Here is a 26081-nt window from a genome sequence, read left to right on the forward strand (position 1 = left end):
GGTTTATTTTCCTCACAGACATTATAGCAGGTTCCATGACTGCCAGCCTGTCGACTGTTTGTTCCCGGTTCTGTCCTGAAGGTGCAGGGTTCGCTTCTTTCGGCTCGCCCGCTTTGCGAGATAGAGATAAGCGGGAACGCTGTGACAAGGGGTGTCTTATTTCGTGACTGACGCGGACCAAGGGGCAGCTTGAAACATCCTCAGCGCGGGCGGCGGCAACTCCCGAGTGAGCAGTTTGGGTACGCTTTGACAGCCTCGCAGCCAGAGCCTCCTGAACCTGTCCCATTAGCCGTTGCAGTTATTGCGTCCCCACTGCTAACTATTGCGGCGCGACATGGTAAAATTCACGGGTTCGCGGGACCGCCTCAACCGATCCGCGGCGCCTTCGGCAGAACCCATCCCCGAAAAAGCAGTGTCCAGTTTACGCCGTCCCGCCGTCCGCGCAAACCTCTGTGGGAGCTTTCCCCCGGGTTGCCGGGGCACGCCGGCGACAATTGATCATTTTCGCCGCGCCCCATGCGGCGCGGCTTCGTTGCCGACACTGACAGAGGCGAAATTTCGATGCCCAAGCGGTTCCCCATATACCTGGCTCTTGCCTGCCTGGCGGTGCTTTTCCACTGCGCGCCTGCGGTCTTCGCGGCGGACCCGGTCGAGATCGCGGTGGCCGGTGTCGAAGGTGATGCGCTGGAGAACGCCCGGCAGGCGCTGGCACTTCCCTACGGGCTGGTCCGGGACGGTAAAGTGGACCGGCTCTGGCTGGAGCGCTTCGCCAAACAGGCGCCGGAAAAGGTGCGCCAGGCGTTGCAGCCTTACGGCTACTACAAATCCGAGGTTTCGGCCCGGGTGGGGCAGACAAGGGATGGCAAGCTGAACCTGCAGGTCGTCGTCAACCCGGGGGAACCGGTGCGGGTCACCGAGGTCACGGTGGAGTTGAAGGGAGCCGGGGCGGAGGGAAGAAGGCTGCGGCGGATGCGGGATGCGTTCCCGGTGCGACCGGGCGAGGTGCTGCTGCAACCGGATTACGAGCGGGGCAAGGGGGCGCTGCAGGCGCTGGCCCAGAAGATGGGGTACCTCGACGCCTCTTTCCCCCGCCATGAGATCCGCATCTCCGAGGACCGCTCCAAGGCGCGCATCGCGCTGGTGCTGGACACCGGACCCAGGTTCTATTTCGGCCAGGCGGTGATCCAGGGGGCGCCGGATTACCCCGACTCCTACCTGAAGCGGTTCGTGGCCTTCAAGGAGGGGGAACCTTTCTCCTACGCCAAGGTCGGAGAGACCCAGCTCAACTTCGCCAATTCCGAGCGCTTCCGGCAGGTGGTGGTAACACCCGAGCGCGAGCGCGCCGAGAACGCCCGGGTACCTGTCGTGGTGCAGTTGACCGAGGCGCCGCGCCGCACCGTGCGCCCCGGCGTCGGCTACGGGACCGATACCGGCGCCAGGTTCTCCACCCACTACCGGGACCTGAACCTCTTCCACAAGGGGCACGACCTCGACCTGAGCCTCTACGCGGCGCAGCGCCTGCAGGGCTTTGCCGGGCGCTACACCATACCGAGCACTAGCGATTACAGAAGCTCCACTTCATTGCAGTTGAACCTGCAAAAGGAAGACGTCACCAGTTACCTGAGCAAGATCGTGGCGCTGGAGCTGGACCGGAACATAGGCCTTGGGCGCGGGGAACTGGCGACGGCGTACGTGAGGCTGCTGCAGGAAGTCTTCACCGTCGGTGACGAGAACGCGAACTCGAGGCTGGTGCTCCCGGGCTTTCGCTTCTCCAAGGAAACCTTCAACGACTTGGTACGCCCCAGGCGCGGCTATGCCTATACGCTGGAGCTGCGCGGCGCCCACCCGTACCTTGGATCGGACTCCGGGCTCATCCAGGGGATCGCCCATGCCAACCTGCTGTTCCCGCTCCCCTGGCGCCTGTCCCTGCAAAGCCGGGGCGACGTCGCGTACAGCCTGCTCGATGACCCCTTCTCCGAACTTCCCCCTTCCATCCGCTTCTTCGCCGGCGGCGACCAGAGCGTGCGTGGCTATTCCTACCAGAGCCTCGGCCCCCGCGACGCTTCGGGGCAGGTGGTGGGTGGCAAGCACCTGCTGGTCGGCAGCCTCGAGCTCTTGCGCTCCCTGTACAAGGACTGGGGGGTGTCCGTGTTCTACGACATAGGCAACGCCTTCAACAACTACGCCGACATGCGCCTCAAAGACGGGACCGGAGTGGGGATCCATTACTACACCGCGGTCGGGGGGCTGAACCTCTACCTCGCCAAGCCGCTTGCCACAGGCGCGGGAAGCTTCCGCATCCATTTCACCGTGGGGTTCCAGCTATGAGACGGGTCCCGCTCTACATAGGCGGAGGGATCCTCGCCCTGGCCCTGGTCATCTGCGCGGGCCTTATCTGGCTCGTCGACACCAGCTCCGGCGCCCGCTTCGCGCTCACCACGCTGGACCGGCTTGCCGGCGTCGAGCTCACGGTGCAGAAGGTGGAGGGCCGGCTTAGGGACCGCCTGCAGTTGCGCGGCGTCACCGTTTCGCGGCCGCGGATGCTGGTCCGGATACAGGAGCTGAGCCTGGACTGGGACCCGGAGCGCCTTTTCGGGGGGAGGCTCCTCGTGCGCGAGCTCGCCCTTCGCGGGGTGCAGATCCAGGACGACACCCCGCTAAGCGGGAAGGCCCCGGAGCTGGGCTGGCCAAAGGTGAGCGAGGTGGTACGCAGGATCGACGCGGAGGTCACACGCTTTTCGGTCAGGGAGCTGAGCTACCGGCACCTGCAGCAGCCCCCTTCCGAGCTAAAAGAGCTCGCGGCCTCGCTCGCGCTGCGGCAGGGAACCCTGACTCTCACCGGCGCGAGCGTCTCGGCGTCCCAGGGGACCGCTTCCGGCTCCCTGGCCGCCGGGCTCTGGCGCCCATCGCTTTCGCTCGACCTGCGCCTCGCCCCGTCTGCAGCCGTGGCGGACATGGACAATTTCTCCGTGCAGGCGCGGCTTTGGCCGGGAAAGGGGCCGGAGCAGATAGCAGGTCCGCTCACGCTTGCGGGGAGGCGCGGTGACGCGCGGCGCCTGGAGCTTGACGGGGTAGTAGGCGTCACCAGCACCGGTTTCAACCTCAGAAACCTCAAGCTTGTGCGGCCGGGTCGTCGCGGCACCTTGTCCGGCAACGGCAGCATGACGCTCACCAAGAGCGAGCCCATCTTCACTCTCGCCCTGCAGGCGAAGGAACTCGACCTTTCCAGGGAACTCGACACTCCCCTTTTGATCTCCGGCAGGCTCAACTTCACCGGGACCCCGTCCAGCTACCGGGGCGACTTCTCCCTTGAAAACCGCGGGGATGGGTGGCGCCAGGCGGCGCTTGCCGCCGGCTACCGGGGCGGCAAAAACGGGATCAACCTTGCCCCGCTCTCCGGGCAGTGGCTTGGGGGAGGGGTGCGCGGCGCGCTGGAGATCGGCTGGGAGAAGGGGTTGCTGGTGAGCGGGAAGCTCGCGGGGCGAAGGCTCGAGCCGTCGCAGCTGGCAGCAAGCTGGCAGGGGGTGGTCAACCTCGACCTGGCCGGCAGCGTCAGCGTCCCGGAGCAGGGGGAGCCCCGCGGGAGCCTGGATGCACGCCTTTTGGAGAGCAGGCTGCAGGGGCACGAGCTGCGGGGCGACCTTCAGGGGAGCTTCCTCGGCAAGACGATGCTGGTCAAACGCCTGGCCCTGGCCGGAAAAGGCTTCAGCGCCAGCGGGTCGGGACAGCTAGACCGCCGCTTCGATTTCGCCGCCGAGGTGAGCGATCTCTCCGGCTTGGTGCCGGCCGCCTCGGGCGAGCTTCAGGCGGAGGGGTGGTTCAGGTGGCGTGACGGCGTCTTGAGCGGCGCCTTGAGCGGCAACGGCCGCAACCTCTCTGCCTCCGGCGGCCGCGTCGGCTCTTTCGAGATGAAGGCGAGCCTCGGCGAGGAGAAGGGTTACCCGTTGCAGCTGGATGCGGCCTTGATGGGGGTATCCTTCGGGCAGGCGCAGGTGGAGACCGCGCGCCTCTCTCTCAAGGGGACCCTGGCGCGGCACCAGCTGGAGGCGCGGCTTGCCTCTGGGGAGAATCACGCCGACCTGAGCCTCTCGGGGGGGTACGGCAACGGTGAGTGGCGCGGCCAACTGCTGCGCTTTACCGGCGCCGACAGCGTCGGCCCCTTCGCCCTGGCGGCTCCGGCAACCCTGGTCCTGGCAGACGGCCGCTTCACGCTCTCGCCGCTGGTCCTCGTCGGGGCGCAGGGGGAGCGCGTGGAGTTGGCCGGGAACCTGGAGCGGGACAAGACTGGATTCCTGCGGGCCCGCTGGAGCGGGCTGAACCTCTCCCGCGTCAACTACTGGCTTAAGAGCGGCGAAGTAAACGGCGCAAGCTCGGGAGAGGTCGAGGTCGCCTTCCTGCGCCGCAGGCGGATCAACATCTCCGGGCATGCCGAGGCGGACGGCGGGGTGTTGATCGACGGGCAACGCTTCGACCTGGAGAGGTTTTCGGCCGGCGTCACCGGAGGCGCGGACGGCGTGAGCGCCCTGGTCGACCTGGCGCTCAAGGAGGGGCGCGGTGCAGCCCGTCTCGATTTCCATTCCAGCGATCCCGCCACGCTTTCGCTCCCGACCCGGGGCGATCTATCCCTTCGTCTCGCCGGGCTCGACCTTGCGCTTTTGCGCTCCTTCTTCCCGGAAGGGACGCTGCTGGACGGCAGGGTGGCGGGGGAGGTGTCTGGGAGCCTCCTCCCCGGCGGCAGGGCCGACCTCAAGGGACAAGGGGGCGTCTCGCAGGGGCACCTGAACTGGCTCTCGCAGGGGGAGGAGTTCGACGCCACCCTGGATCAGGCCGAGATCGGCTTTGCCTGGCGCGGCCGGATCGCTTCAGAGAAGGGCAGGCGCGGAGAGCTGACCCTGAGCGCCCGTGCCGCGGCCACGGGAACCTATACCTCGAACGGGGAGCGGATGCTCGTGGCGAAGAGCATCCTGCGCCTGGATGCGGACGGGACCGGGAGCAGAGCGGCCGTCGATCTCACCCTGGACCAGGGGGGAAGCCTGACCGCCACCTTCTTCTCCAATTCCCCGGCCGGTTTCAGCATCCCGGAAACCGGCGACCTCTCGGCGCGCTGGAGCGGCATCCGCCCCGAGCTGTTGAAGCCGTGGCTGCCGGCGACGCTCGACCTGAAGGGCGAGCTGAACGGTCAGGCAAACGGCAGGCTCATGCCCGGGCAGCGTCTGGAGCTCACCGGCGAGGCAGGGTTCTCCCAGGGGAGGGCGAACTGGCAGGGGGGCAACGGCGAGATCGGCGCCAACGTCCGTTCCGCCACGCTGACCTTCGCCTGGCGCGGCGAGACCCTGACCGGCGACCTGGCGCTGGCCCTGGCCGACTACGGGCAGGCCAGGGGGAGCATCCTGCTCCCCGTTCCCGCCCGGCTCCCCGTGGCGCCGGACCCGCGGGGCGCGGTGCGCGGGAGTTTCTCCGGGAAGGTGAAGGAAAAGGGTTTCCTCACTGCGCTTTCCCCGGGGCTCCTCCAGGAAACCCACGGCACCCTCGATCTCGACGTCACCCTCGGCGGCACCTGGGGCGATCCCACCCTCGTCGGAAGGGTCCAGGTAGCGGACGCGGCCGCGTACCTCCCGAGCGCCGGGATCCACTTGACCGGGGTGGAGCTCTCCGCACTGCTCACCCGCGACCAGATACGCGTAGAGCGGCTGCGGGCCCGCTCCAGAGACGGGGAGCTGGTGGGGAACCTCCTGGTGCGGTTGAACGGCCGGGAGATCGCCGGGTACACCGGCACCCTGAGCGGGCAGCGCTTCCAGACCGTCTACCTGCCGGAACTGCAGATGGTCACCTCGCCGCAGCTGACCTTCAAGGGGGAGGGAGAGCGGGTGACCCTGCAGGGGGAGATCGGGGTCCCCGAGATGCTGATCCTGGGGTCGCCGGCGCACGAGGTGGAGACTGCAAGCCCCGACGTCATCCTGGAGGGGGCGCCGGCCGAAAGCGAGGGCAAGCCGTTTCCGCTGGTGCTCGACGGGCGGGTCAAGGTGGTTTTGGGCGACAAGGTCCGCGTACAGGCCTCGGGCATAGACGCGCGCCTTGTGGGGGATATTGACCTTGTGCTGAAGGGGATCGACAACATCGACAGCTCCGGCGAGATTCGGGTGGTGGAGGGGCGCTACCGCGCCTACGGCATGGATCTCGAGATCGTGCGCGGGCGCATCTACTACGTGAACGACCCGGTCAACCGCCCCACGCTCGACATCCTTGCGCTGCGGACGGTGGGCGACGTCAAGGCCGGGGTTACGGTGGGGGGATTCCTGAACAACCCGGTGGTGAAGCTCTATTCCGAGCCCCCCATGCCCGAGGTAGACATCCTCGCCTACATGGTGCTGGGCCATCCGCTAGGCGCCAGCGGAGAGCAGGGAGCCCTGCTTGCCACCGCAGCAGCGTCGCTTTTCTCCTTAGGCAAGTCCGAATCGGTGCAGGAGCAGGTGAAGGACCGGCTGGGGTTGAGCACGCTTGGGCTCGAGACCGTGGATACCTCGAAGGCCGGAAGGATGGGGTACAAGGAGATCCCCACCACCCCCGGTAGTGCAGCCGCCGAGCCTGCAGGCGGTCAGTCCCTGTTCACCGTCGGCAAGTACCTGACCCCGCAGCTCTACCTAAGCTACGGTCGCTCGCTGGTTACCGGGGAGAACCTCTTCAGGCTCCGTTACGACATCCACCGGCGCTGGCAGATAGAGACCCAAAGCGGCAGCGAAAGCGGCGCGGACCTCTACTACAAGCTGGAATTCGATTAGGGATTCTGAAAATCGGAACACAGAGGACCCGGAGGTACACGGTGGACACGGAGGAATAAGCCGTAAAGGGTTCCCTAAAAAGATCTCCGCAGCATTTTCATAACCGTCATGTCCCCGCTGAACTGCCACATTTCAAATTTTTCTTTTCTAATTGTAAACATTTATGTATATTCGCTGAACTTTATTGAATGATAGGGCTCTTACCCTTATCTATGATGCACTTTTATGCCTAAAGGAGACGTTTCATGTACGCACAAAACGAGGAGGTCCTCGACACCAGCCTATGCTATATGGCGTTGGGAGTCAGTATCAGCGACTCCCCTCAGCGAATCCAAGAAACATATGAGCGCCTGGTGCGGAAGTACAAGGCCGAGTTCAATTCATTGGACCCAAGCATCAAGGAGGCGGCTCGCGAGCAGCTGGAGATCATCGAGAGGATGTACCACACCATCACCTGCTCCGTCAGCTATGCCAGCAAGGCCAAGGACCAGAAGATGGAGGGGAGCGCAACGAGCAAGGCCCCGGCTGAGCGGCGTATCACCTCCAACTTGACCAACTGCCCATCGTGCAGCGCACCGGTAAGCAAATCGGCGCATACCTGCCCGTTTTGCAAGGCGGCCTTGCTCAGCCCATGGAAAAAATTTCAGCGCGAGTACCTCACCATGACGAACCTGCTCAGGTTCCTGATCGCGACGGTCTCCATTTCCCTGGTCGCGGCCCTGGTCCAGAACAACTTCATGCGCTAGCATCTCGCTCCAGAACATGACGCGGAAACAACCGGCAAAGGCAAGATAACTACCAGGGAGGCAAGCTTTGGCAAAGGCGTTGTTGGTTGTCTTATCCGTGCTGCTAGGGTGCTCGCCGGCGCTGGCCGAGATGTACAAGTGGGTGGATGAGAAAGGGGTGGTGACCTTCAAGGACACGCCGCCTCCCTCATCGAAAAAGCGGAAGAAGGTGAAGGTCTACAACGACTACGACTTCGCTCCCGCTCCTCCCACTCAACCAGCGGCGGCGGGAAAAAGTGGCACGAGCAAGGTCAGTTCTGCATCGCAGGCCGCCTCCGGCAAGACTTCACGGTTTTCCGGCACGGTCGAGCTCTACGTCACCAGCTGGTGCGGCTACTGCAAAAAGGCCGAGAGCTACCTGAAGAGCAACGGCATCGCCTACGTTGCCTACGACATAGAAAAGGACAGCGCTGCCAATAGAAGGCACAAAGAGCTGGGGGGGCGCGGCGTCCCCCTCATCATCATCGGTTCCAACAAGATGAACGGCTTCTCTCAGGAGAACCTGGAGTATTACCTCAACAACAGCAGGTAATGACCTGGCGGGTTGGGGGCGTCCCATATGCAGTAAAGAAGGAGCAGGGATCAGGAGGAACCAAAAGGGGCAGGCTGCCTTTCAGTAGCCTGCCCCTTTTCTGTGGCACTTTCCCGTTATTTTAGGTGCTGCTGCGCATTTCGGATTTAAGCATCGCCTGGGCCACCGGCTTTCATCGTTTTGCCCCGGTTTCCAGGTGCACGGTGCTGCCGCGATAAAGGACCAGGAACAGCAAGGTTGCGGCAAAGGTGATGCAACCGGCGGTGAGGAACCCGGTGCCAAAGCCGGTCTTTTTTATCACCACGCCCATGGTGGCGGAGCTAAGCATCATGCCGAGGTAGATGCAGCTGTTGTAAAGCCCCATCCCCAGGCCGCGCTGGCCTGCGGGCATCACGATCGCCACCAGCGAGCTCAAGGCGGTGAAACTGGTCCCCATCCCGGCCCCGAGAAGGCAGGCGCTGAGGATCATCGCGGCGAGAGAGTGGCTGGCGCCGGTGAGTCCCAGGGCGACGGCGCAGACGACGAGGCCGATGCCGGACATGGCACCCCGGTCGATCCGGTCGCTCAAGTGACCGAAAGGGATGCGCAGGAGGACGTTGACCAGCGCCTGGGCCGCGAAGACGATCCCTATCTGGTCCACGCTGAGCCCCGCGGCGCGGGCATGCAGGGGGAGAAAGGAGAGGTACATCCCGAAGCCGAAGCACCCCCCCAGGGTCCCCGCCAGCGCGGCCATGAGCCGGCCGTTGGAAAATATGCAGCGTGGCGGGTGCTCCGGTCCCTCGGCGTGCGAGGAGTGGCTGGCGTGGGTGTCCTTCGGGAGAAAGCAGAGCACCGCCAAAAGCGCCACGGCAATCAGCACGCCGGAAACGAAGAAGACCTGCCTGAACCCCAGCCTGTGCCCGAACCAGCCGCCGGCGGCCGGGCCGATGGTCATGGCGAGGTAGACGGCGGTTGTGTACCAGCTGTAGGCGCGGCCGACGTGTGAGCGCGGGACGATCCTTGCGACCGACGACATCATGGTGGGGGTGAAGGCGGCGAGCCCGACGCCGAAGACGAGGTAGATCGCGCCCAGGGCGATCCAGTTGCCGCTCATCGGAATGAGCAGGGACGCGCTGCTCATCAGTGCCAGTCCCGCAAGGAGCACCGGCGTGATGCCGATCCTGTCGGACAGCAACCCGGAGGGGACGGCCAAGAGACCCGCTGAAAGCATGAAGGCGGCGTTGATCAGGCCGATCTGGGTGGTGCTGGCGCCGATGCCGCTGGCCAGAAGAGGCAGCACGGGGATCCGCATGTACGCCCCGAGGAAACAGACGAAGCCGATCGCGCAGCAGATGAGTACCTGCGCCGCCTGGTGCTGTCCGGGACTCTTGTGTTGTTCGTGTGGGTTATTGCCTTCGCTCATGATCCGGCAAAACTAGCGCCGCAGGGGAGGGGTGTCAATAGCAATTTGTTGTCGCCTGTTGTCGCTACAGAAACAAAAAGGGACGATGAGGTGCAGCGTCCCGAGCTGCTGCTGGCGGGACGCCGCAAGGAGCGGACGGGTGGGGGGGGATCTCGTTGGCGACGGGCAGTTACCGGCGCCGGTTGACGGCGTCGTCGTAAACCTTGGCTCCGCGCAGGCGCTGGTCGCCCATCTGGTTCGCGATCTCGTGCCTTTCCAGCTTGTTGTCGACCCGCAGTTCCTCGTAACCCATGTAGCCGGCCTTCGCCAGTTCGGCGACTATCTTCACGAAGCTTTCCTTGTCCTCGCGGGAGAGGTTGTGGAAGCCGTCGAACCTGCTGGAACTCCCCAGGTTGAAGAAGCTGTCTACGGCGCTGAAGACGTCCTGGGAGGTGGAGATGTTCACGAATTCGGGGCCGGCTGAGGCGGCGTCGCCCACGCCGGCGACATCGCCTAGAAGGGCGGAGAGAGCATCGACACCAGAGGCAGCTTTGTCCTCTCTCTTGGCAGGCTTCACAATGGCTGATGCCTCCATGATGGCTTTATATGCTGTGAGCGCCTGTATCATGCCGTGCCTCCCAAACAGGTTTTCTTTCTCAGCGCGATATTGAGTCATAGGCATTTTTGTTATTTTATGCGCCTTTGTCAATGGTAAAGGTCACTGTGACAGTGCAGGCCTAAAACTTTATCGCCGCAATGCTTCTGAAAAGCCCGCCGCCGCTGTACTCGATGAAATGGAGCAGTTGCAAATTGAGGGGGAGCCCCGGAAGGTCGCCGCAGTCGCGGAAGTCGGTCCTGAGACCGAAGCATTTCTTGCCGATCCCCGCTGCAAAACCCACCTCCGCGACGGTGCCGCTGTCCGGCTCGGTCCCGTCCAGGACGGCCAGGACCAGGTCCGCAGCGCGTATGCCGTCCGCGTTCACCTGGCCGGTGAACGAGGCTGCTTCCTTGATGGCGCAGGCGCGTTCCACGCCGTCGGCTATGCCAAGCGCCTCCTGGATGCGCCGCCCGACTTCCTCCTGCTCCCAGGGGTCGAACACGGTGCAGTGCAGCTGGTTCAGGCGCTTTTTCACCTTCTCGCGGTAGTGGTCATTCTCCGGGCTGAACCCCAGGGGCGAGGCGAGATAGACTTTGAGCCCATTGCCGGGTAACGCGCCGGGTGATTTTTCTGTCATAGACGATGCCTCCTTCGTTTCGTAGTGTCATCTCGCCCTCAACGGGGCCTGTCGGCGTACGAAAGCATCTCATAGAATGTGGCTTGGCAGTTACAAAAATCTGAATATTTGATTGTTGACGGTCAGCGATGCGTGATATGCTGCGGACGTTTTGTGAAATATCTTTCCTAAATGGTGCCGTTGCCGTTACGGAGAGGAAGCGAGGCTGACAGTGAGAGGTCAAAGTTTATTAGATTCAATCGGTGGTACACCGGTCGCTGAAATTTACTCCCTGTGCAAGAACCCTTCGGTCCGCATACTGGCAAAACTGGAAGGGAACAACCCGGGCGGTTCGGTAAAGGACCGTCCTGCCAGGCAGATGATCCTGGCTGCCGAGGCTAGCGGCGAACTGACGCCGGACAAGGTCATCCTGGAGCCGACTTCGGGCAACACCGGGATAGCCCTGGCGATGATCGCGGCGGCGAGAGGGTACCGCATCAAGCTGGTGATGCCGGCGTGCGTCAGCGTCGAGCGGCGAAGCGTGTTAGAGGCTTACGGCGCCGAAATTGTCCTTTCCCCCGGTTGCGAGGCGACCGACGGCGCCATCAGGCTCGCCCACAAGATCCTGGCCGAGGATCCGGGAAAATACTACATGCCCAACCAGTACGCCAACCCCAACAACGTGCTGGCCCACTACAAGACCACCGGGCCCGAGATATGGCACCAGACGGGTGGAGAAGTGACGCATGTGGTAGCCGGGATGGGGACCAGCGGCACGCTCATGGGGCTGGCCTCGTACTTCAAGGAGACCAAGCCCTCGGTCCAGGTGGTCGGCGTCGAACCGACCCTGGGGCACAAGATCCAGGGGCTGAAAAACATGCAGGAGGCGATCGTCCCCCCCATCTACGACTGCGCCGCCTACCATCGCAACCTGGTGGTGGAAGACGACGATGCCTTCGAAACCGCGCGGCTTCTGGCGGCACACGAGGGGATCTTCTGTGGCATGTCCGGCGGCGCCGCGGTCTTCGGGGCGCTGCAGTTCGCCTCTGAACTTGAATCCGGCGTCATCGTGGTCATCATTCCGGACCGCGGCGATCGCTACCTCAGCACCAATCTCTTCAAGTCCATGTGCGCCCAATGCCCCCCCTGACGCTCTCTCCGCGCCTGAAGAAAATAAAAGCCCCGGTACTTCGCCGGGGCTTTTTTGTTTTTATTTTCTAAAGGGTTGTGCGGTTAATGCCGATTAAGCTCTTTAGTAGCTCGACTAAAGGAGGTGGGGTATGCAGATATCGATCGAACAAAGCTCGAAATCACTTTCCCTTTCCAGCCAGTGGTTCGAGATCATGGTCCCGGCGGCTGAGCCTGCGCAGACCGAGGCGCCAAAAGACCAGGTTACCATCTCGGACCAGGCGCTCGCCGCATCGGCTGAGGCGGCCGGCGAGGGGGTGGAGTCATCCAACCCGACGTGGCAGCTCCTGCATGACATGCTGGGCCTGATCACCGGGCGGGAAGCCGGTGAGGTGTCCCTGCTGCCAAGTGGCGAGGTTTCCGCGGACACGACCGAGGCGGTGCTTTCGGGCGAGTCGGTCTCGCTCGCGGTGAGCGGCACACTGAACACCAAGGACGGCAAGACCATCGGCTTCAGCTTGGACCTCAGTTATCAGCACGCCGAGCTGTCAGCCGCGTCGGCCGGATTCAAGGCGGGGGAGGGAGGGATTTCCCTCAGCTTCGCCGGGGTGGCGGCAGAGTTGACCAGCACCCGTTTCAGCTTCTCCCTTACCCCGGATGGGGATCAGGGCCCGGTGAAAGGGAAGGGCGCTTTGCACCTCGATGACGAGGTGAGCAAGGTAGCCAAGGAAGTGAAGCCCTGGGCCAAGGAGTTCATGGAGGCGAGCGGGTTGCACGGCGGGTGGGGGAAGGTCAACCGTTTCCTGCGCTCCCTATCCTGAACCGGTCGTTACCCTCTCACAGATCCTCTCTTGTTGCTTCTCACTCCGCGGGGCGTCGCTTAGCGGCCCCCGCTGCTACTTCCGCAAACTGCTCCGGCGTGTTTACGTTGCAAAAGGCGGTGCCGTCCGGGTCCAGGGACGCCAGTTCCGCGGGGGAAACCACCCTTACCCTGGCCTGGCTGTACCAGGCGTAAGCGCAGAAGTCACCGCTTTCCAACTGCGAGCGGATCGGGTCCAGGCAGTTCTTGCCGTAGAGCGCGAAGAGCGGCTCGTACCCCTTTGGCGTCTCGGGCACTACCGCATCGAAGCCGTCTTTCAGGGAGCAGAGGTAACGGAGGACGGCCGGGTTAGGGAAAGGAAGGTCGCACGAGGAGACGAAGACGGCCTCGGTATCAGCCTGGCTCAGGGCCGTATAGATCCCCCCCAGCGGAGAGCCGGGATAGAGGTCGGGCAGCAGAGGAAGACCGTACTCCGCGAAACGCTCAGGGTCGCCTCCCGCAAGGATCACGCGGGAGAAGTTCTCCAGGAAGAGCTCCAGGATGCGCTGGAAAAGAGGCTTCCCCCCGAGTTCCAGAAACGCCTTGTCCACCCCCATGCGACGGCTCTTGCCCCCCACGAGGATCACGCCGGTTATGTCGCCGCGCACCGCCTTAGACACACTCCGCTCCGTTCTTCTTTCTGTACAGCACCCCGCCTGCTGTTTGTTAGCCCCTTCCAAGATACAGGCAACAAAAGGTATAAGCGGATAGATTCGACGGGTCAAGTGAAAACAGGCTGAACTATCTTTCTCTTTGTGGGACCGTTTGATAGAATGTATCTACCATAGGAAGTCTCCAGCTTTTCTGTCTCGGGACGAGGCATCTGTGATGAGACTCTTGATACGGACATGCATCCTTGTCGTAGTCATGGTGGGCATCTGCTCTCTCCCCTCTGCCGCAGCCCAAAAACTCCAATCACTATGCGATCTGCACTACCCCACTGATTATCTCTATGAGTGGGACTGCGTAAAGCTGACCTCCAAGGACACACCCTACAAGATATTCGGAAAGCTCTGGCAGGACGGATTGCGCTTCAACAGGATGGACCGGCGCCACTTCATCGCCGGGATCTCCATCAAGGTTCCCAAGCGAATGGAGGAAATCAGGGGTTTCAACCCGATGCCTCCCTTTTACTACGAGGCGGAGAAGGATCCGCAGCTCATCCTCATCGATCAAAACGAGATGTTCCTGGGGGCCTATGAGTATGGAAGCCTGGTCTTCTCGGCGCCGGTCGCCGTAGGTGTCGAGGAGTTCCGTCTCAAAAACGGCAGCTACCGGATCGACACGGTGGATCCGGTCCACGAATCGAGCCTGTACCCCGTGGAAGGGACGGACCGGGCCTACCCGATGCACTACGGGCTGCGCTTCCACATCGACAAGCGGCAGGACGGCTGGACCTCGTACTGGATCCACGGAAGGGACCTCCCGGGGTATCCCGCCTCCCACGGCTGCATCGGCCTTTACGACGAGGAGATGCAGGCGGAGTACTACGGCGAGCCGGAACGCCCCCTGCTCATGGACGCGAAAAAGCTCTACCAGTGGGTGGTGGGCGACAACGACACCGGCGCCTTGCAGAGATTCAGGGGGCCGGCGGTGATCATCATGGGCGAACCGCAGATTCCACCCGAGCAGTTGAAGCCGGTTGAGCTTCCTCCGCAGCTTCCCGCCACGGCGCCTCCGGGGCTGCACCCGTAGCCTTTGTGCCTCCCGGAAAAGGAAATATCCCGTCTGCCGCTGTCCATTTTCGTTTTGGGGTGTATAGTTTCGTTCGTGCCTTTGATGGCACGCTCCACGCTGTTCGTCATATCTCTGCTGCACCCGTTTTCATTACACGAGATCCAAATCCGCCCAGCTTCTCCGGTTCGACCTGTTTCCAGGCCAGCTGTTAAGACGCGTCCGGAAATTAATCCAGTACCTCAAGGGGAAGAACAATGATCGTCAAACGTGGTAGCGTCGTGAGTCACGCGATAGCCAAGGAATGGGGCATCGGCAAGGTGGTTGAGGTAAACGAGATCAGGGCGACCATCCGTTTCAATGACGGCAGCATCAGGAAAATCACCTCCTCGCACTTCCGGAGCCTGAAGCCCGCGGATCCGGCCTCTTACCAGGCGCCGGTAATAGAAGTTCCCGCTGTGAAGCCGAGGAGAAGAGCAGCGAGCCCCAAGGCGAAGAAACCGAGCCTCTAGCTTGCGCCCGCGCGACCACCGGGAGCGCAATGAAGCTCAAGAACCGGCCGGTGGGCCGGCAGCATCAGGAAGCTCATTTGCAGTTGCGGAGCACAAATTTGCCGTCATAATCTCATGAAAGGACAGTGCCTGCCGTTTACATGAGAGGAGGAGAGCCATGAAATGCCCGGTATGCAGGAACCATCAGCAGGTAAGCACCGATTTTCACTCCGACGGTTTCAAGGAAGGGATCACCGAGTGCAGCATCTGCGGAGCTGCCTGGTCGGTGAACCACGGCGTCACCGAGATCGTGAAAGACCCGCAAGTCGACTCTTTTCTCCAGGCGCAAAGCGAGTGCGTCGAGGGGGACGACTACAGCCTGAACCCCAACGGCGAAAAACACTGACCCCCCACCCCGCGCCGGTTGGCCGCTGTCCCTTGCTCCCTTCGAACCCCCGCCCTCCCCGGCGGGGGTTTGTTTTTGTCGCAGCGTTGACACCGCGTAAAGGTTTGCTGTACCCTGACCACATTGTTCACGGCAAGGGGTGGTTCGGCATGAAATCGTTCAGCATCATCGGTTGCGGCGCCGTCGGCAAGACGGTCGGCCGCCTTTTTTATGACATGGGCATCCTCGAGCCGCGGGATATCCTGACCCGTTCGCTGCAGAGCGCTTCCCGCGCCGCCGAATTCATCGGGGCGGGGAGGCCGCTGGCTGTATGGCAGGACCTGCGCCAGGCTGACCTGTATCTCGTGGCTGCCTCTGATGACGCCATCGCCACCAGCGCCAGGGCACTCGCGGAGAGCGGGGTGGTTGAGCCTGGTGCGGTCGTCTGCCACCTGAGCGGCGCCCTCTCGAGCGCCGCCTTGGAGCCGGTCGCCCGCCTGGGGGCCGCGGTTGCCAGCGTGCACCCGGTGAAGAGCTTCGCGCACCCTGAGCTTTGCATCAAGGACTTCTCCGGCACCTGGTGCGGCATCGAAGGAGACCCGGCGGCGGTGGAATTTCTCAGCGGCGCGTTCCGCGCCATCGGGGGGGAAATCTTCGCCCTCGACCCCCGCTTCAAGACCATCTACCACGCCGGCTCCGTGCTGGTCTGCAACTACCTCACCGCGCTCATCGAGGCGGGCGCCAAGGCCTACGAGAAGGGAGGCGTCCCCCGCGAGCAGGCGTTCCAGGTCATGGAGCCTTTGGTGCGCGAAACGGTGGAGAACATCTTCCGTTCCGGCACGGTTCAGGCTCTCACCGGGCCCATCGCGCGCGGAGACGCGGCAGTGGTGTCGGCGCAACTCGAAGCACTCAAGGCCTGGGACGGGGAGATGGCCGAGCTCTACCGCGCCCTGGCAGGCGTCGCTCTCGATCTCTCCCGCAGGCGAGGGCAGGCCTCCGAGGCCGGCCTTGCGGCCGTGGCAAGGTTGCTCGATAAGGAACAGAGATAGCAGTCCGACAGACATGAAGGCTACCGCTCTTTGAAGACTGGCAGCACCCCCTGGGAAAACCTCCCCCTCCACCGGGTGATACGGCCGCACCTTCCGGCGGACGCAAAAAAGGCAGCCGGCTGATTCAGCCGGCTGCCTTTGATCGATGCTGCTGTGTTTGCCGCCTTAAGCTGCGGCGCCTTCCACTTCGTGCACCAGCTCCAGTTCGCTGGAGGTGAACACCTTGTCGATGTCCAGGATGATGATGAACTGATCGTTGTGTTTCCCCATCCCCTTGATGAACTCGGTGTTGAGCTTGGTGCCGATGCGCGGCGGCGGCTCGATCTGGTCCGGCTCGAGGTCGAGCACTTCCTGTACCGCGTCAGCCATTGCGCCCATCACCACGCGCTCCCCTTCGAGCTCGACTTCAACGATGATGACGCAGGTGTTCACCGTCTGCTCAGCCATAACCATGCCGAACTTCAAGCGGAGGTCCACTACCGGCACCACGCTGCCGCGCAGGTTGATGACGCCGCGCATGTAATCCGGCGTCTGGGGTACCTTGGTGATCGTGGTGAAATCGAGCACCTCGCGCACCTTCCCAATGTCGAGTGCGAAGAGCTCGTCCTCCAGTTTAAACGTCAGGTACTGTGTAGTCTCAGTGATAGTCTCGACTGCCATAGTTGTTCTCCTCTCTCAGGGATTGATGCTATAGGACTTGAGGCCCGTCAACAGCCCGGTTATCTTTTCTGTACTAAGTATCGACAGATACAAACAAAATTTGAGAAGTTTTTTCCACATTATTCAGATATAATCCAAAACCTGCTCTATACCTGGTCACGTGCGGTTTTTTCCTGGTTTTGAGCGCCTCAAGGAGGATCGATGCGCCACGAGATAAGAAGAAAAGATCGGCAACTGGACCAGGCCCATGCCCATGCACTCCTGGAAAAGGGTGAGATATGCCACCTGGCGATGGTGGACCATGGGGAGCCTTACATCGTCACCCTGAACTACGGCTACCGTGACTCCACGATGTACTTCCACTGTGCCGTGGCAGGGCGGAAGATGGGGATTCTCGGCACCGGCAGCCGTGTCTGCTTTACCATCGTCCCGCGCCATGAACTCTTGACGGCAGAAAAAGCGTGTGACTTCAGCACGAGGTACGAAAGCGTGGTGGGTTACGGTGCGGTGCGGGTCATCGAGGACCCAGAGGAGAAGCACCGGGGCCTTTCCATCATCATGGCCCAGTACGCAGCGGGTGATTTCGCCTTTCCTGAGGCTGTTCTGGCAAAGACGACTGTCTTCGCGGTAGATATCGAGGAACTCTCCGGCAAGAGCAACTACTGAAACGGCCGCTTGCGTTCCTGCCTCGCGGAAAGGGGGGCAGGACGAATGCCGGGCAAAAAAAGTAGCAGCATCGGAGATCGATGCTGCTGCCCTCGTTGGCGGGAACTGGTGGAGTTCTAGTAGTTCTCGAAAGCCTCGTCGGAGAGTTTCAGGTCGACTGCCGGCTGTAGTGTACCCGAATGGGTCAGGCGTTGCCCCTTCGCCGCCGCAACGCCCGGCTTCTTCTGCTTTGCCGATACCCTTTCCTTAACCGCAGGGGCTTTGGCGCCGGCGACGGTGTTGGCCACCGTGAAGAAGCTGATGGTCTCCTGCAACTGCTCGGACTGCGCGGCCAGTTCCTCGGCGGTCGCCGACATCTCCTCCGCAGCCGAGGCGTTTTGCTGGATCACCTGGTCCAACTGCTGGATCGCCCTGTTGATCTGCTCGGCCCCCGAGTCCTGCTCCCTGGACGCGGCCGATATCTCCTGGACCAGGCCGGCGGTCTTCTGGATGTCCGGGAGCATGGAGGTGAGCATTTCCCCCGCCTTCTCCGCCACCTGCACGCTCGAGGAGGAAAGCTCCGAAATCTCCGCCGCCGCCTTCTGACTTCTCTCGGCGAGCTTTCTCACTTCGCTCGCCACCACGGCGAAACCCTTGCCGTGCTCGCCGGCCCTCGCCGCCTCGATGGCCGCGTTCAACGCCAAGAGGTTCGTCTGGCGCGCGATCTCCTCGATGATGGAGATCTTTCCTGCTATCTCCTTCATGGCCGCGACCGTCTGGGCCACCGCCTTCCCCCCTTCGAGTGCGTCGGCGGATGATTTCACCGCTATCTTCTCGGTCTGTATGGCGTTGTCAGCGTTCTGCCTGATGTTGGCGGACATCTCTTCCATAGAGGAGGATGCCTCTTCCGCCGCCGATGCCTGCTCGGTCGCTCCTTCGGACATCGCCTCAGCGCTGGCCGACATCTGCTGGCTCCCGGCTGCGACGTTGTCCGCGGCCCCCTTCACGTCGTTCACCACATCCGACAACCGCGTCACCATGTTAGCCAGCGAACGCATCAACTCGTCGCTTGGGCTTCTCTCGGTTATGGTCACGGTCAGGTTGCCGCCTGCTACTTCCTTTGCCGCGGCGGTGATGCTGTCCGTCGCGGCGATCAGCGTGTTCAGGTTATTCTTTATGTCGTTGAAGTCGCCGCGGTACTCATCGGTTATCTTGGGAGGGGTGTCCCCCCTGGAGATGCTGTCGACGTAGCCGGCTGCCACCTTGAGCGGGGTGACGACCGCATCCAGGGTCGCGTTAACCCCTGTCACGATCTTCTTGAAATCCCCCTGGTGCTGCCCCGCGTCCGCGCGGGTCGAGAGCTTGCCGCCTATGGCGGCTTCCGCGAGAAGGTTCACGTCGCTGATCAGAGCGTTGATCGCCTGCACCATCCTCTGCATGGCGCCCTGCAGGACCCCGGTTTCATCGCTTCTCGTGGTGTCGAGGGCGACATCGGTGTCGCCGGCGGCGATCCGGTTCGCCGCCTCGACGCAGGCGTTGATCGGTCGGGTGATGCTGCGGCTGATGAAGATCCCGAGCGCGATGGCGAGGAGTGCCCCGGCCACGGCAAGCCCGGTCATGAGCCTTGCGGCGCTTGCCGCCACGGCGGTGTTGTCCTGGTTTGCCTGCTCTGCTTGCTTGACCTTGTTCGCCTGCAGTTTATCCAGCGCCTCCTGCTCCGCCAGGGCGGCCTTTTTCCCCTCGCCGTTCAAAAGCGCCATCGCCTCGGCGTCCTTGTCCGCCTGCGCCAGCGGGACCAAACGGTCCAGCACCTGCGTGTACCCCTGCCTGCTTTTTTTGAACTCCTCGAAAAGCTTCCTCCCTTCCTCTGAGATGATGGTCTTTTCGAAAGTGGCGGTCCGCTCCGTTATCTCGTCCCGCAGTTTCTTGACCGTTTCCACCGCCTCTGTTTTGTCAGCGGCGGTCTCTGCTTCCACCAGAGCTCTTGCATTGATGCGGACACGCTGGAACGAGGTGGAGATGTCGGAGAGGTCGGAGAGCGGCACCGTCACGCTGTGGTACAAAAGGTCGCTTCCCTGCTTGATCTGATTGATCCTCGTGATGCCGAAGGCGCCGATCACGCCGGCTATCAACGCCACGGCGATGAAACCGCTCATTAGCTTCGTGCCGATCTTAATGTCGTAGAACCAGTTCATTGTTGCAGTCTCCTTTGTTGCTATTTCGTTTCATTCATCAGGAACAGGATTGTTCCAGCTTGAAAGTCAGTTACAGTATGGTTTCCTTAAGAGTCTCGACGGTCATGGCTATCTCGCTGCTGCTGTCTGTGATCGGACCGATCAGCCTGAACGCCTGCTGCGGGTGAACCTTGGCTTCGGTGATTGAATATATCGACAACAAATGGGAAAATTTAAGATTTTCACGCAATATTGCCAGTTTATAATGTAAAAACTGGCTAACAGCATAAAGTTAATTGCAGCTTTAAAATGTATTGTTGATGCATTGTTAACATGAATTTTGAAATTAAATACAATAGGCATGACACATGTATATTGTAACAAAGCTCTAAATGTTCCAATTATTGGCCACAAAATTACAAATATTTAGCCATGTACTGTCGACGTTTGAATTAGAGCAATTTTCAGGCAATGAGGTTCCTATGATTATTCTGGCCATCGATCCCGGCTCCACCTCCACTAAAGTCGGCGTTTACCAGGACGGGCGCACCCAAAAAGGGGGGATCGAGCACCCGCGCCCGGAGATCGGCCGTTTCGCCTCCGTGATGGAGCAGTTCGACTACCGGATGCAGGCCGTCCGGCAGTACCTGCAACGGGAAGGTTACACGGCCTGCCGCTTCGACGCGGTCGTGGGACGAGGAGGGCTGGTGCGGCCGGTGCCGGGGGGGATTTACCGGGTGAACGACCTCCTGGTGCGCGACCTCCGGGATGCGGTGAGCGGAGAGCACGCGGCGAACCTGGGGGGAGTGCTCGCGCTCGGTTTCGCCGAGCGCCACGGCGTTCCCGCTTTCGTGGTGGACCCCCCCGTCATAGACGAGATGTGGCCGCTGGCCCGCTTCTCCGGGCTTGAGGGGGTAGAGCGCAAGAGCATGTTCCATGCCCTGAACCAGAAGGCCGTGGCGCGGGACGTGGCCCAAAAGATGGGACGCGGCTACGACGAGGTCAACCTGATCGTGGTGCACATGGGGAGCGGCATCACCGCAGGGGCGCACCGGAAGGGGAGAGTGGTCGACGTCAATAACGGCCTGAATGGCGACGGACCTTTCTCGCCGGAAAGAAGCGGGGGGCTCCCGGTGATCGGCGTCCTCGAGCTTATCGAGCAGGGGAGCCACACCCCGGAGGAACTCAAGGTGATCGTGGCGCGCAAGGGTGGGCTCTTCTCCTATCTCGGGTCGCCGGACCTGCGCGAGGTGGAGCAGATGGCGGCGCAGGGGGATGTCAGGGCGAGAGTCGCGGTCGAGGCCATGATCTACCAGGTGGCCAAGGAAATAGGCGCCCTGGCGGCGGCGCTGGACGGGGAGGTCGACGGCATCATCCTCACCGGCGGGGTCGCCTTCAGCGCGAGCCTCGTGGAGCAGCTGACCCGCAAGGTGCGCTTCATCGCGCCGGTGCACCTGCGTCCCGGGGAGCACGAGATCGAGGCGCTTCTCGCCGCGGCCCTCCGGGTTTTGAACGGTGAGGAACAGGCGAAGGAGTACACGGGGGAGCGGCATGAAGATCGGGGGTAATCTGCAGGCGCTTGTGCAGGCAAAGGGAGTCCCGCCGGAGAGCGTGCGCGAGGCGCTGGGATGGGACCAGGAGACGCTGGACCGGGTGCTGTCGGACCGGCTCTCGCCGGGGATTTCCGAGCTCCTGCGGCTCGCCACCTTTCTCGGGGTCGGCATCTCCGAGCTTCTGGGGGGGGCGGAGCAGAGTGGTAAAAAGGCGGTGAAGACCGGAGCAAACGAGCGGGTCGGGGTGGACCGGAAGAATTTCCTTCACTACGAAAGCCTCGCCTCCGCCTTTGCCGGACGGCATCTCGAGCCCTTCGTGGTCGAGCTTTACCCTGGCGCTCAAGGGAACGAGGACGTGAGCCGGCACCCGGGGGAGGAGTTTCTCTTTCTTCTGAGCGGCAAGCTTCAGGTTACGGTCGACGGGGAGGAGTTTCGTCTCGAAGCTGGGGACTCGCTCTACTTTGACTCGCAGCTGCCGCATTCTCTCATCTCCCTGAGCGAGCGCTCCCGGCTGGTCGCCGTCATCTACAAGGGGACCTCGATGCTTCAGCTCACCAAGGGGCACGGCATGAAGAGCGTGATCGAGGCGGCTCGGCTGATTCGGGGGCTGAGCCTGGTGCTGGTCTGCCCCGACTCCACCTCCCTGCGCGCAGTGAACCAGGGGATAGAGGAAGGAATACTGGATAAGGCCTACCTGGTGGGAAACCGTGCCAGGCTGGAAGAGAACTGCGGCCGCGACCTTCTTTTCCCGGAGCGTTACCGCTTCGTGGACCTGAAGCCGGGCGAGGAGCATGAGCGGGAGGCGGCGCGGGTCGGCGTGGATCTCGTTCGCTCGGGTGCGGGCGAGATGCTGATGAAAGGAGGGTTGAACACCGCCGTCATCGTCAAGGCGGCGCTAGCCAGGGAAGGGGGGATCGGGACCGGCAGGCGCCTCTCCAACGTGAGTATCTTCGAGCTCCCCGGTGTGGAGCGGCTGGTTTTCCTCACCGATCCTGCAATAAACCCGGAGCTTTTCGCACACGACGAAGCGGCTTCCGGCGTGGACATCATAGAGAACGCCATAGAGGTGGCCCGCGCCCTCGGCGTGGAGCGCCCCAAGGTTGCGCTCTTGGAGGCGAACGAGGTGCCGTCGGAGAAGATCCCGACTACGCTTTTGGAGCAGGCGCTCTCGAAAAGGGAATGGGAGGGGGCCGACGTCTCAGGACCGCTCTCCTACGACCTCGCGCTCTACCCGGAGGCGGTGGCCAAGAAGGGGATGGCGGGAAACCCGGTGGCCGGGCGCGCCGACATTCTCGTGGTGCCGCACATCTCGGGGGGTAATTTCCTCTACAAGAGCTGGGTCTTCACCATGGGGGCCGAGGTCGCCAACGTGGTGCTGGGGGCTCGGGTCCCCATCATACTCACCTCCAGAAGCGACAGCGATCTCACCAAGTTCCTCACCATCTGCGCGAGCGCCCTCTACAGCCATTTCCTCAGGGGGAGGCAGGAGGCAGGGGCTAGGGGCTAGGGGCTAGGAGCTAGGAGCTAGGAGCTAGGAGCTAGAGGCTAGAGGCTAGAGGCTAGAGGCTAGAGGGAAGAGGGAAGAGGGAAGAGGGAAGAGGGAAGAGGGAAGAGGGAAGAGGGAAGAGGGAAGAGGGAAGAGGGAAGAGGGAAGAGGGAAGAGGGAAGAGGGAAGAGGGAAGAGGGAAGAGGGAAGAGGGAAGAGTCAACCGCCTGGCGCTGCTATTGATTTCAGTTCTGGGCGCGCGTATGCTAATGAACGTCTCAGCCACTAATGAGGTGGAAAACGCATGATCGGCAACACGCTCATAATCGGCCACCGTGGCGCCTCCAGGGACGCGCCGGAGAATACGCTCGCCTCGTTCCGGCTCGCCTTCGAGCAAGGGGTGGACGGGATCGAGGCCGATTTCCGCCTGACCGGCGACGGCCGGATCGTCTGCCTGCACGACGGGCGCACAGCCCGCACCGCGGATGCGGACCTCGACGTGGCGCGGGCGACCCTCCCCGAGCTCGAGCGGCTCGACTTCGGCAGCTGGAAGGGGGCGGCGTGGAGAGGTGAGCGCATCCCGACCCTGCGCGAGGTCCTAGAGCTCCTGCCCCAGGGAAAGAGGATCTACATCGAGTTGAAAAGCGGGCAAGAGATCGTCCCCGCGCTTCAGGAGGATCTCGCGGCCTCAGGGGTGCCGGCGGATCAGGTCCGTTTCCTCGCCTTCGACGCCGCGCTCATCAAGGCGGTGAAGGGGCGTCTTCCGGGCTACCGTGCCTGCTGGCTCACCGATTACCGCTGGAGAAACGGATGGCACCCGTCGCAGCAGGAGATTCTGGCCACGCTCGCAGACTGTGGCGCCGACGGGCTGGCGAGCAGGGACAAGGGAGCGCTCGATGCCGCGCTGGTCGGAGAGCTGCGGCAAAGGGAACTGGAGGTTCACGTCTGGACCGTGGACAGGGTATCTGCCGCGCGCAGGCTGTTGCTTTTGGGAGTGGACTCTATCATGACCAACCGCCCCGGATGGCTCAGGAGAGCGCTGGAGGACAAGCCATGAACCGCCAGGCCTACCTCGCCACCGGCCGCATGATCGCGCTCCTGGAGGGATTCTCCAAGCTGAGGGTGCACGCGCACGGCAAGGAGAACATCCCGAAGGGGGCCGTGATCTTCGCGGTGAACCATTTCACCCGCATCGAGACGGTGCTTCTCCCCTACCATATCCACCAGTTGACCGGCGTGCCGGTCTGGTCGCTGGCCCACGCCTCGCTGTTCGCCGGCCCCCTGGGGCGCTTTCTCGACATGATGGGAGCCGTCTCCACCAGAAACCCCGACCGTGACCGGGTCATCGTCAAGACGCTTTTGACCGGGGAGGCCAACTGGATCATCTTCCCAGAGGGGCGGATGGTGAAGGACAAGGAGCTGTTCCAGCAGCGCAGGCTGCTCCCCGCCATCGGGGTGCGCCCCCATTCGGGGGCCGCGACGCTCGCCTTGCGCACCGAATTCTACCGGCAGAGGATGACACAACTGGAGCATGCCGCGCCGGAAGAGGTGTCGCGACTCAAGGGTCTTTTCCAGATCGCTGATCTGGCCCCGGTGGTCGAGGGGAAGTGCTGGATCGTCCCGGTGAACATCACCTACTACCCTCTGAGGGCGCGGGAAAACGCGCTGAGCACGCTGGCGGGGCTCTTCATGAAGGAGATGTCGCTGCGCCTTAGGGAAGAGATCCTGACCGAAGGGAGCATGCTCCTCTCCGGGGTCGACATAGACATCCGCTTCGGCGAGGCGATCGACCCGGCGCTTTACCTGCGCGGTAGGGCGATCCAGGCCGACATCCTCTCCACGGCTCCGATCGGGTTCGACGACAGGCTCCCCTCGCTGGACGACATGAAACGGGAGTCTGTGAAGCTCATGGAGCGCTGCATGTCCTCCATCTACCAGCTCACCACGGTGAACCACGACCACCTCTTCGCCTCGATGCTGAGGGCCTACCCGTTCAAGACCATAGCCGAGGACGATTTCCGCCGCAGAGTGTTCCTGCTCGCCACCCAGTGCCTTAACTCCACCGACTGCCACCGCCACCACAGCCTCACCACAGACCAGGTCTCGCTGCTCACCGACGACCGCTACCACAAGTACAGCGAGTTCGTACAGATCGCGCAGGAAAAGGGTGTGGTCGTCTTGCGGGACGGCGAGCTGGTCAAGGACCGTTCGAAGTTCTCCGCTCCCTTCGAGCTGCAGCGGGCCAGGATCGACAACCCGCTAGGTGTCATAGCCAACGAGGTGCTTCCGCTCACCGTCTTGCAGCGCGAGGTGCACCTGACCGCCTGGCTCCCGAGCCGCATGGTGAAAAGCCGGGTCGCGGCGCTTTTGGAACGGCAGGCCAAGGAGGAGTTCGCAAGGGATTACGCGCAGTTTTATCTGGAAAAGGAAAGCAAGCCTGCCGAGGTGGGGGCGCCGATCCTGCTTAAAGGGAGCTCGCGCAGTTTGGGGGTGGTCCTCGTGCACGGTTTCCTCTCGGTTCCGGCCCAGATGCTGGAACTGGGGCGCTACCTGCAGGAGCGCGGTTACTGGGTCTACCTGTTGCGTCTTAGGGGACACGGCACCTCGCCGGAGGACCTTGCCGTGAGGATCGGAAGGGAGTGGGTGGAATCGGTGGACCTGGGATACGCCCTGATGAGCGCGCTATGCGACCGGGTGGTGCTGGGAGGATTCTCCTTCGGCGGCGGCGTGGCTCTCGACTGCGCCAGCCGCATCCCGCAGGTTGCCGGGGTCTTCGCGGTCTGTCCCCCGCAGCGGCTTTTGGACATCTCCTCGCGCTTCGCGCCGGCGGTTACCGTCTGGAACCGGGTCATGGACGCCATCAAGTACCAGTGGGCCAAGAAGGAGTTCGTGGAGTCGGTGCCCGAGCGGCCGGATCTCAACTACACCAGGATTCCGGTGTCGGGGCTGCGCGCCATGGAGCGGTTCATGAGGGGTCTTGAGCCCAAGCTCTCCGGGATCCGGGTGCCGGTGCTGGTGGCCCAGGCGGAATGGGACCCGGTGGTGGACCCCCAGGGCTCCCAGCGGCTCTTCGAGATGCTGGGGAGCGCCAGTAAGAAGTACCTGATGTTCCCCCTGCAGCGCCACGGCATCCTGGCGGGTTCAGGTTCGCACGAGGTGCATGCGGCCCTGGGCTCTTTCGTGGAGGAGATCCTGGCGAGAGCCACGTCGCATCCGGCCCTGGAAGCGCCCAAGCTCCCAGAGGCGACGACCCTCTGAACTCCCGGGGTTCACATAACGGCGCATA

21 protein-coding genes are annotated in these 26081 nt (G+C 62.6%); 15 read left to right on the forward strand and 6 right to left on the reverse strand.

Annotation, left to right across the window (positions count from 1 at the left end; all coding sequences use genetic code 11):
* Positions 1–561: 561 nt before the first annotated feature.
* The 4 genes from GEOBRER4_RS05255 to GEOBRER4_RS05270 all read left to right on the forward strand — a co-directional run bounded on the left by GEOBRER4_RS05255 (position 562) and on the right by GEOBRER4_RS05270 (position 8096).
* Entirely contained in the window at positions 562–2328 is a 1767-nt protein-coding gene (locus GEOBRER4_RS05255; RefSeq protein ID WP_185244524.1) for an autotransporter assembly complex protein TamA, read from the forward strand.
* A complete protein-coding gene (locus tag GEOBRER4_RS05260; protein ID WP_185244525.1) occupies positions 2325–6779 on the forward strand; it encodes a translocation/assembly module TamB domain-containing protein in 4455 nt (1484 codons plus the stop codon). The genes GEOBRER4_RS05255 and GEOBRER4_RS05260 overlap by 4 nt, the downstream gene beginning before the upstream one ends.
* Before the next feature lie 245 nt (positions 6780–7024).
* Positions 7025–7525, forward strand: a complete 501-nt coding sequence (locus GEOBRER4_RS05265) for a zinc ribbon domain-containing protein (protein ID WP_185244526.1) — start codon at positions 7025–7027, stop codon at positions 7523–7525.
* A 67-nt stretch (positions 7526–7592) separates the two neighbouring features.
* A complete protein-coding gene (locus tag GEOBRER4_RS05270; protein WP_226377892.1) occupies positions 7593–8096 on the forward strand; it encodes a DUF4124 domain-containing protein in 504 nt (167 codons plus the stop codon).
* A gap of 172 nt (positions 8097–8268) precedes the next feature.
* On the opposite strand, the gene GEOBRER4_RS05275 is transcribed toward GEOBRER4_RS05270, so the two are convergent.
* The 3 genes from GEOBRER4_RS05275 to GEOBRER4_RS05285 form a co-directional block, all read right to left on the reverse strand.
* Complete coding sequence (locus GEOBRER4_RS05275; RefSeq protein ID WP_185244527.1) at positions 8269–9498, reverse strand: MFS transporter; 1230 nt, start codon at positions 9496–9498, stop codon at positions 8269–8271.
* A 169-nt stretch (positions 9499–9667) separates the two neighbouring features.
* A complete protein-coding gene (locus GEOBRER4_RS05280; RefSeq protein WP_185244528.1) occupies positions 9668–10105 on the reverse strand; it encodes a hypothetical protein in 438 nt (145 codons plus the stop codon).
* Positions 10106–10214: 109 nt separating this feature from the next.
* Complete coding sequence (locus GEOBRER4_RS05285; protein WP_185244529.1) at positions 10215–10712, reverse strand: nucleoside 2-deoxyribosyltransferase; 498 nt, start codon at positions 10710–10712, stop codon at positions 10215–10217.
* A gap of 211 nt (positions 10713–10923) precedes the next feature.
* On the opposite strand from GEOBRER4_RS05285, the gene GEOBRER4_RS05290 reads away from it, so the two are divergent.
* Both GEOBRER4_RS05290 and GEOBRER4_RS05295 read left to right on the forward strand, forming a co-directional pair.
* Positions 10924–11841: a PLP-dependent cysteine synthase family protein gene (locus tag GEOBRER4_RS05290; protein ID WP_185244530.1), complete on the forward strand. Its 918-nt coding sequence runs from the start codon at positions 10924–10926 to the stop codon at positions 11839–11841.
* Between the two features lie 130 nt (positions 11842–11971).
* Positions 11972–12640: a hypothetical protein gene (locus GEOBRER4_RS05295; protein ID WP_185244531.1), complete on the forward strand. Its 669-nt coding sequence runs from the start codon at positions 11972–11974 to the stop codon at positions 12638–12640.
* Between the two features lie 40 nt (positions 12641–12680).
* On the opposite strand, the gene mobA is transcribed toward GEOBRER4_RS05295, so the two are convergent.
* Complete coding sequence (mobA, locus tag GEOBRER4_RS05300) at positions 12681–13298, reverse strand: molybdenum cofactor guanylyltransferase (RefSeq protein ID WP_185244532.1); 618 nt, start codon at positions 13296–13298, stop codon at positions 12681–12683.
* A gap of 208 nt (positions 13299–13506) precedes the next feature.
* Here mobA and GEOBRER4_RS05305 point away from each other — a divergent pair, with 208 nt between their 5' ends.
* The 4 genes from GEOBRER4_RS05305 (at position 13507) to GEOBRER4_RS05320 (ending at position 16277) form a co-directional block, all read left to right on the forward strand.
* A complete protein-coding gene (locus tag GEOBRER4_RS05305) occupies positions 13507–14373 on the forward strand; it encodes a L,D-transpeptidase (RefSeq protein ID WP_185244533.1) in 867 nt (288 codons plus the stop codon).
* A gap of 236 nt (positions 14374–14609) precedes the next feature.
* Positions 14610–14864 carry a DUF3553 domain-containing protein gene (locus tag GEOBRER4_RS05310; RefSeq protein ID WP_185244534.1) on the forward strand — a complete coding sequence of 85 codons (255 nt, stop codon included), beginning with the start codon at positions 14610–14612 and terminating at the stop codon, positions 14862–14864.
* A 157-nt stretch (positions 14865–15021) separates the two neighbouring features.
* Entirely contained in the window at positions 15022–15249 is a 228-nt protein-coding gene (locus tag GEOBRER4_RS05315) for a CPXCG motif-containing cysteine-rich protein (RefSeq protein ID WP_185244535.1), read from the forward strand.
* Positions 15250–15398: 149 nt separating this feature from the next.
* Entirely contained in the window at positions 15399–16277 is an 879-nt protein-coding gene (locus GEOBRER4_RS05320) for a Rossmann-like and DUF2520 domain-containing protein (RefSeq protein ID WP_185244536.1), read from the forward strand.
* 165 nt (positions 16278–16442) lie between these two features.
* Here GEOBRER4_RS05320 and GEOBRER4_RS05325 read toward each other — a convergent pair whose 3' ends face one another.
* On the reverse strand, positions 16443–16937 hold the full coding sequence (locus GEOBRER4_RS05325) for a chemotaxis protein CheW (RefSeq protein ID WP_085813495.1): 495 nt from the start codon (positions 16935–16937) through the stop codon (positions 16443–16445).
* A 201-nt stretch (positions 16938–17138) separates the two neighbouring features.
* Here GEOBRER4_RS05325 and GEOBRER4_RS05330 point away from each other — a divergent pair, with 201 nt between their 5' ends.
* Complete coding sequence (locus GEOBRER4_RS05330) at positions 17139–17603, forward strand: pyridoxamine 5'-phosphate oxidase family protein (RefSeq protein ID WP_185244537.1); 465 nt, start codon at positions 17139–17141, stop codon at positions 17601–17603.
* A 116-nt stretch (positions 17604–17719) separates the two neighbouring features.
* On the opposite strand, the gene GEOBRER4_RS05335 is transcribed toward GEOBRER4_RS05330, so the two are convergent.
* On the reverse strand, positions 17720–19777 hold the full coding sequence (locus tag GEOBRER4_RS05335; RefSeq protein WP_185244538.1) for a methyl-accepting chemotaxis protein: 2058 nt from the start codon (positions 19775–19777) through the stop codon (positions 17720–17722).
* Positions 19778–20238: 461 nt separating this feature from the next.
* On the opposite strand from GEOBRER4_RS05335, the gene buk reads away from it, so the two are divergent.
* The 4 genes from buk (at position 20239) to GEOBRER4_RS05355 (ending at position 26053) form a co-directional block, all read left to right on the forward strand.
* Positions 20239–21324 carry a butyrate kinase gene (gene buk, locus GEOBRER4_RS05340; protein WP_185244539.1) on the forward strand — a complete coding sequence of 362 codons (1086 nt, stop codon included), beginning with the start codon at positions 20239–20241 and terminating at the stop codon, positions 21322–21324.
* Positions 21308–22816: a phosphate acyltransferase gene (locus tag GEOBRER4_RS05345; protein ID WP_185244540.1), complete on the forward strand. Its 1509-nt coding sequence runs from the start codon at positions 21308–21310 to the stop codon at positions 22814–22816. Before buk ends, GEOBRER4_RS05345 begins: the two co-directional genes overlap by 17 nt.
* Positions 22817–23099: 283 nt before the next feature.
* The gene (locus GEOBRER4_RS05350) at positions 23100–23852 is read left to right on the forward strand and encodes a glycerophosphodiester phosphodiesterase (protein ID WP_226377893.1); all 753 of its coding nucleotides are present in this window, start codon (positions 23100–23102) and stop codon (positions 23850–23852) included.
* Positions 23849–26053 (forward strand): alpha/beta fold hydrolase, encoded by a 2205-nt coding sequence (locus GEOBRER4_RS05355; protein WP_185244541.1) that lies wholly within the window; start codon positions 23849–23851, stop codon positions 26051–26053. The genes GEOBRER4_RS05350 and GEOBRER4_RS05355 overlap by 4 nt, the downstream gene beginning before the upstream one ends.
* The last annotated feature ends 28 nt before the right edge of the window (positions 26054–26081 follow it).

The organism is Citrifermentans bremense (genome assembly GCF_014218275.1).
GTDB classification, from domain to species: domain Bacteria; phylum Desulfobacterota; class Desulfuromonadia; order Geobacterales; family Geobacteraceae; genus Geomonas; species Geomonas pelophila.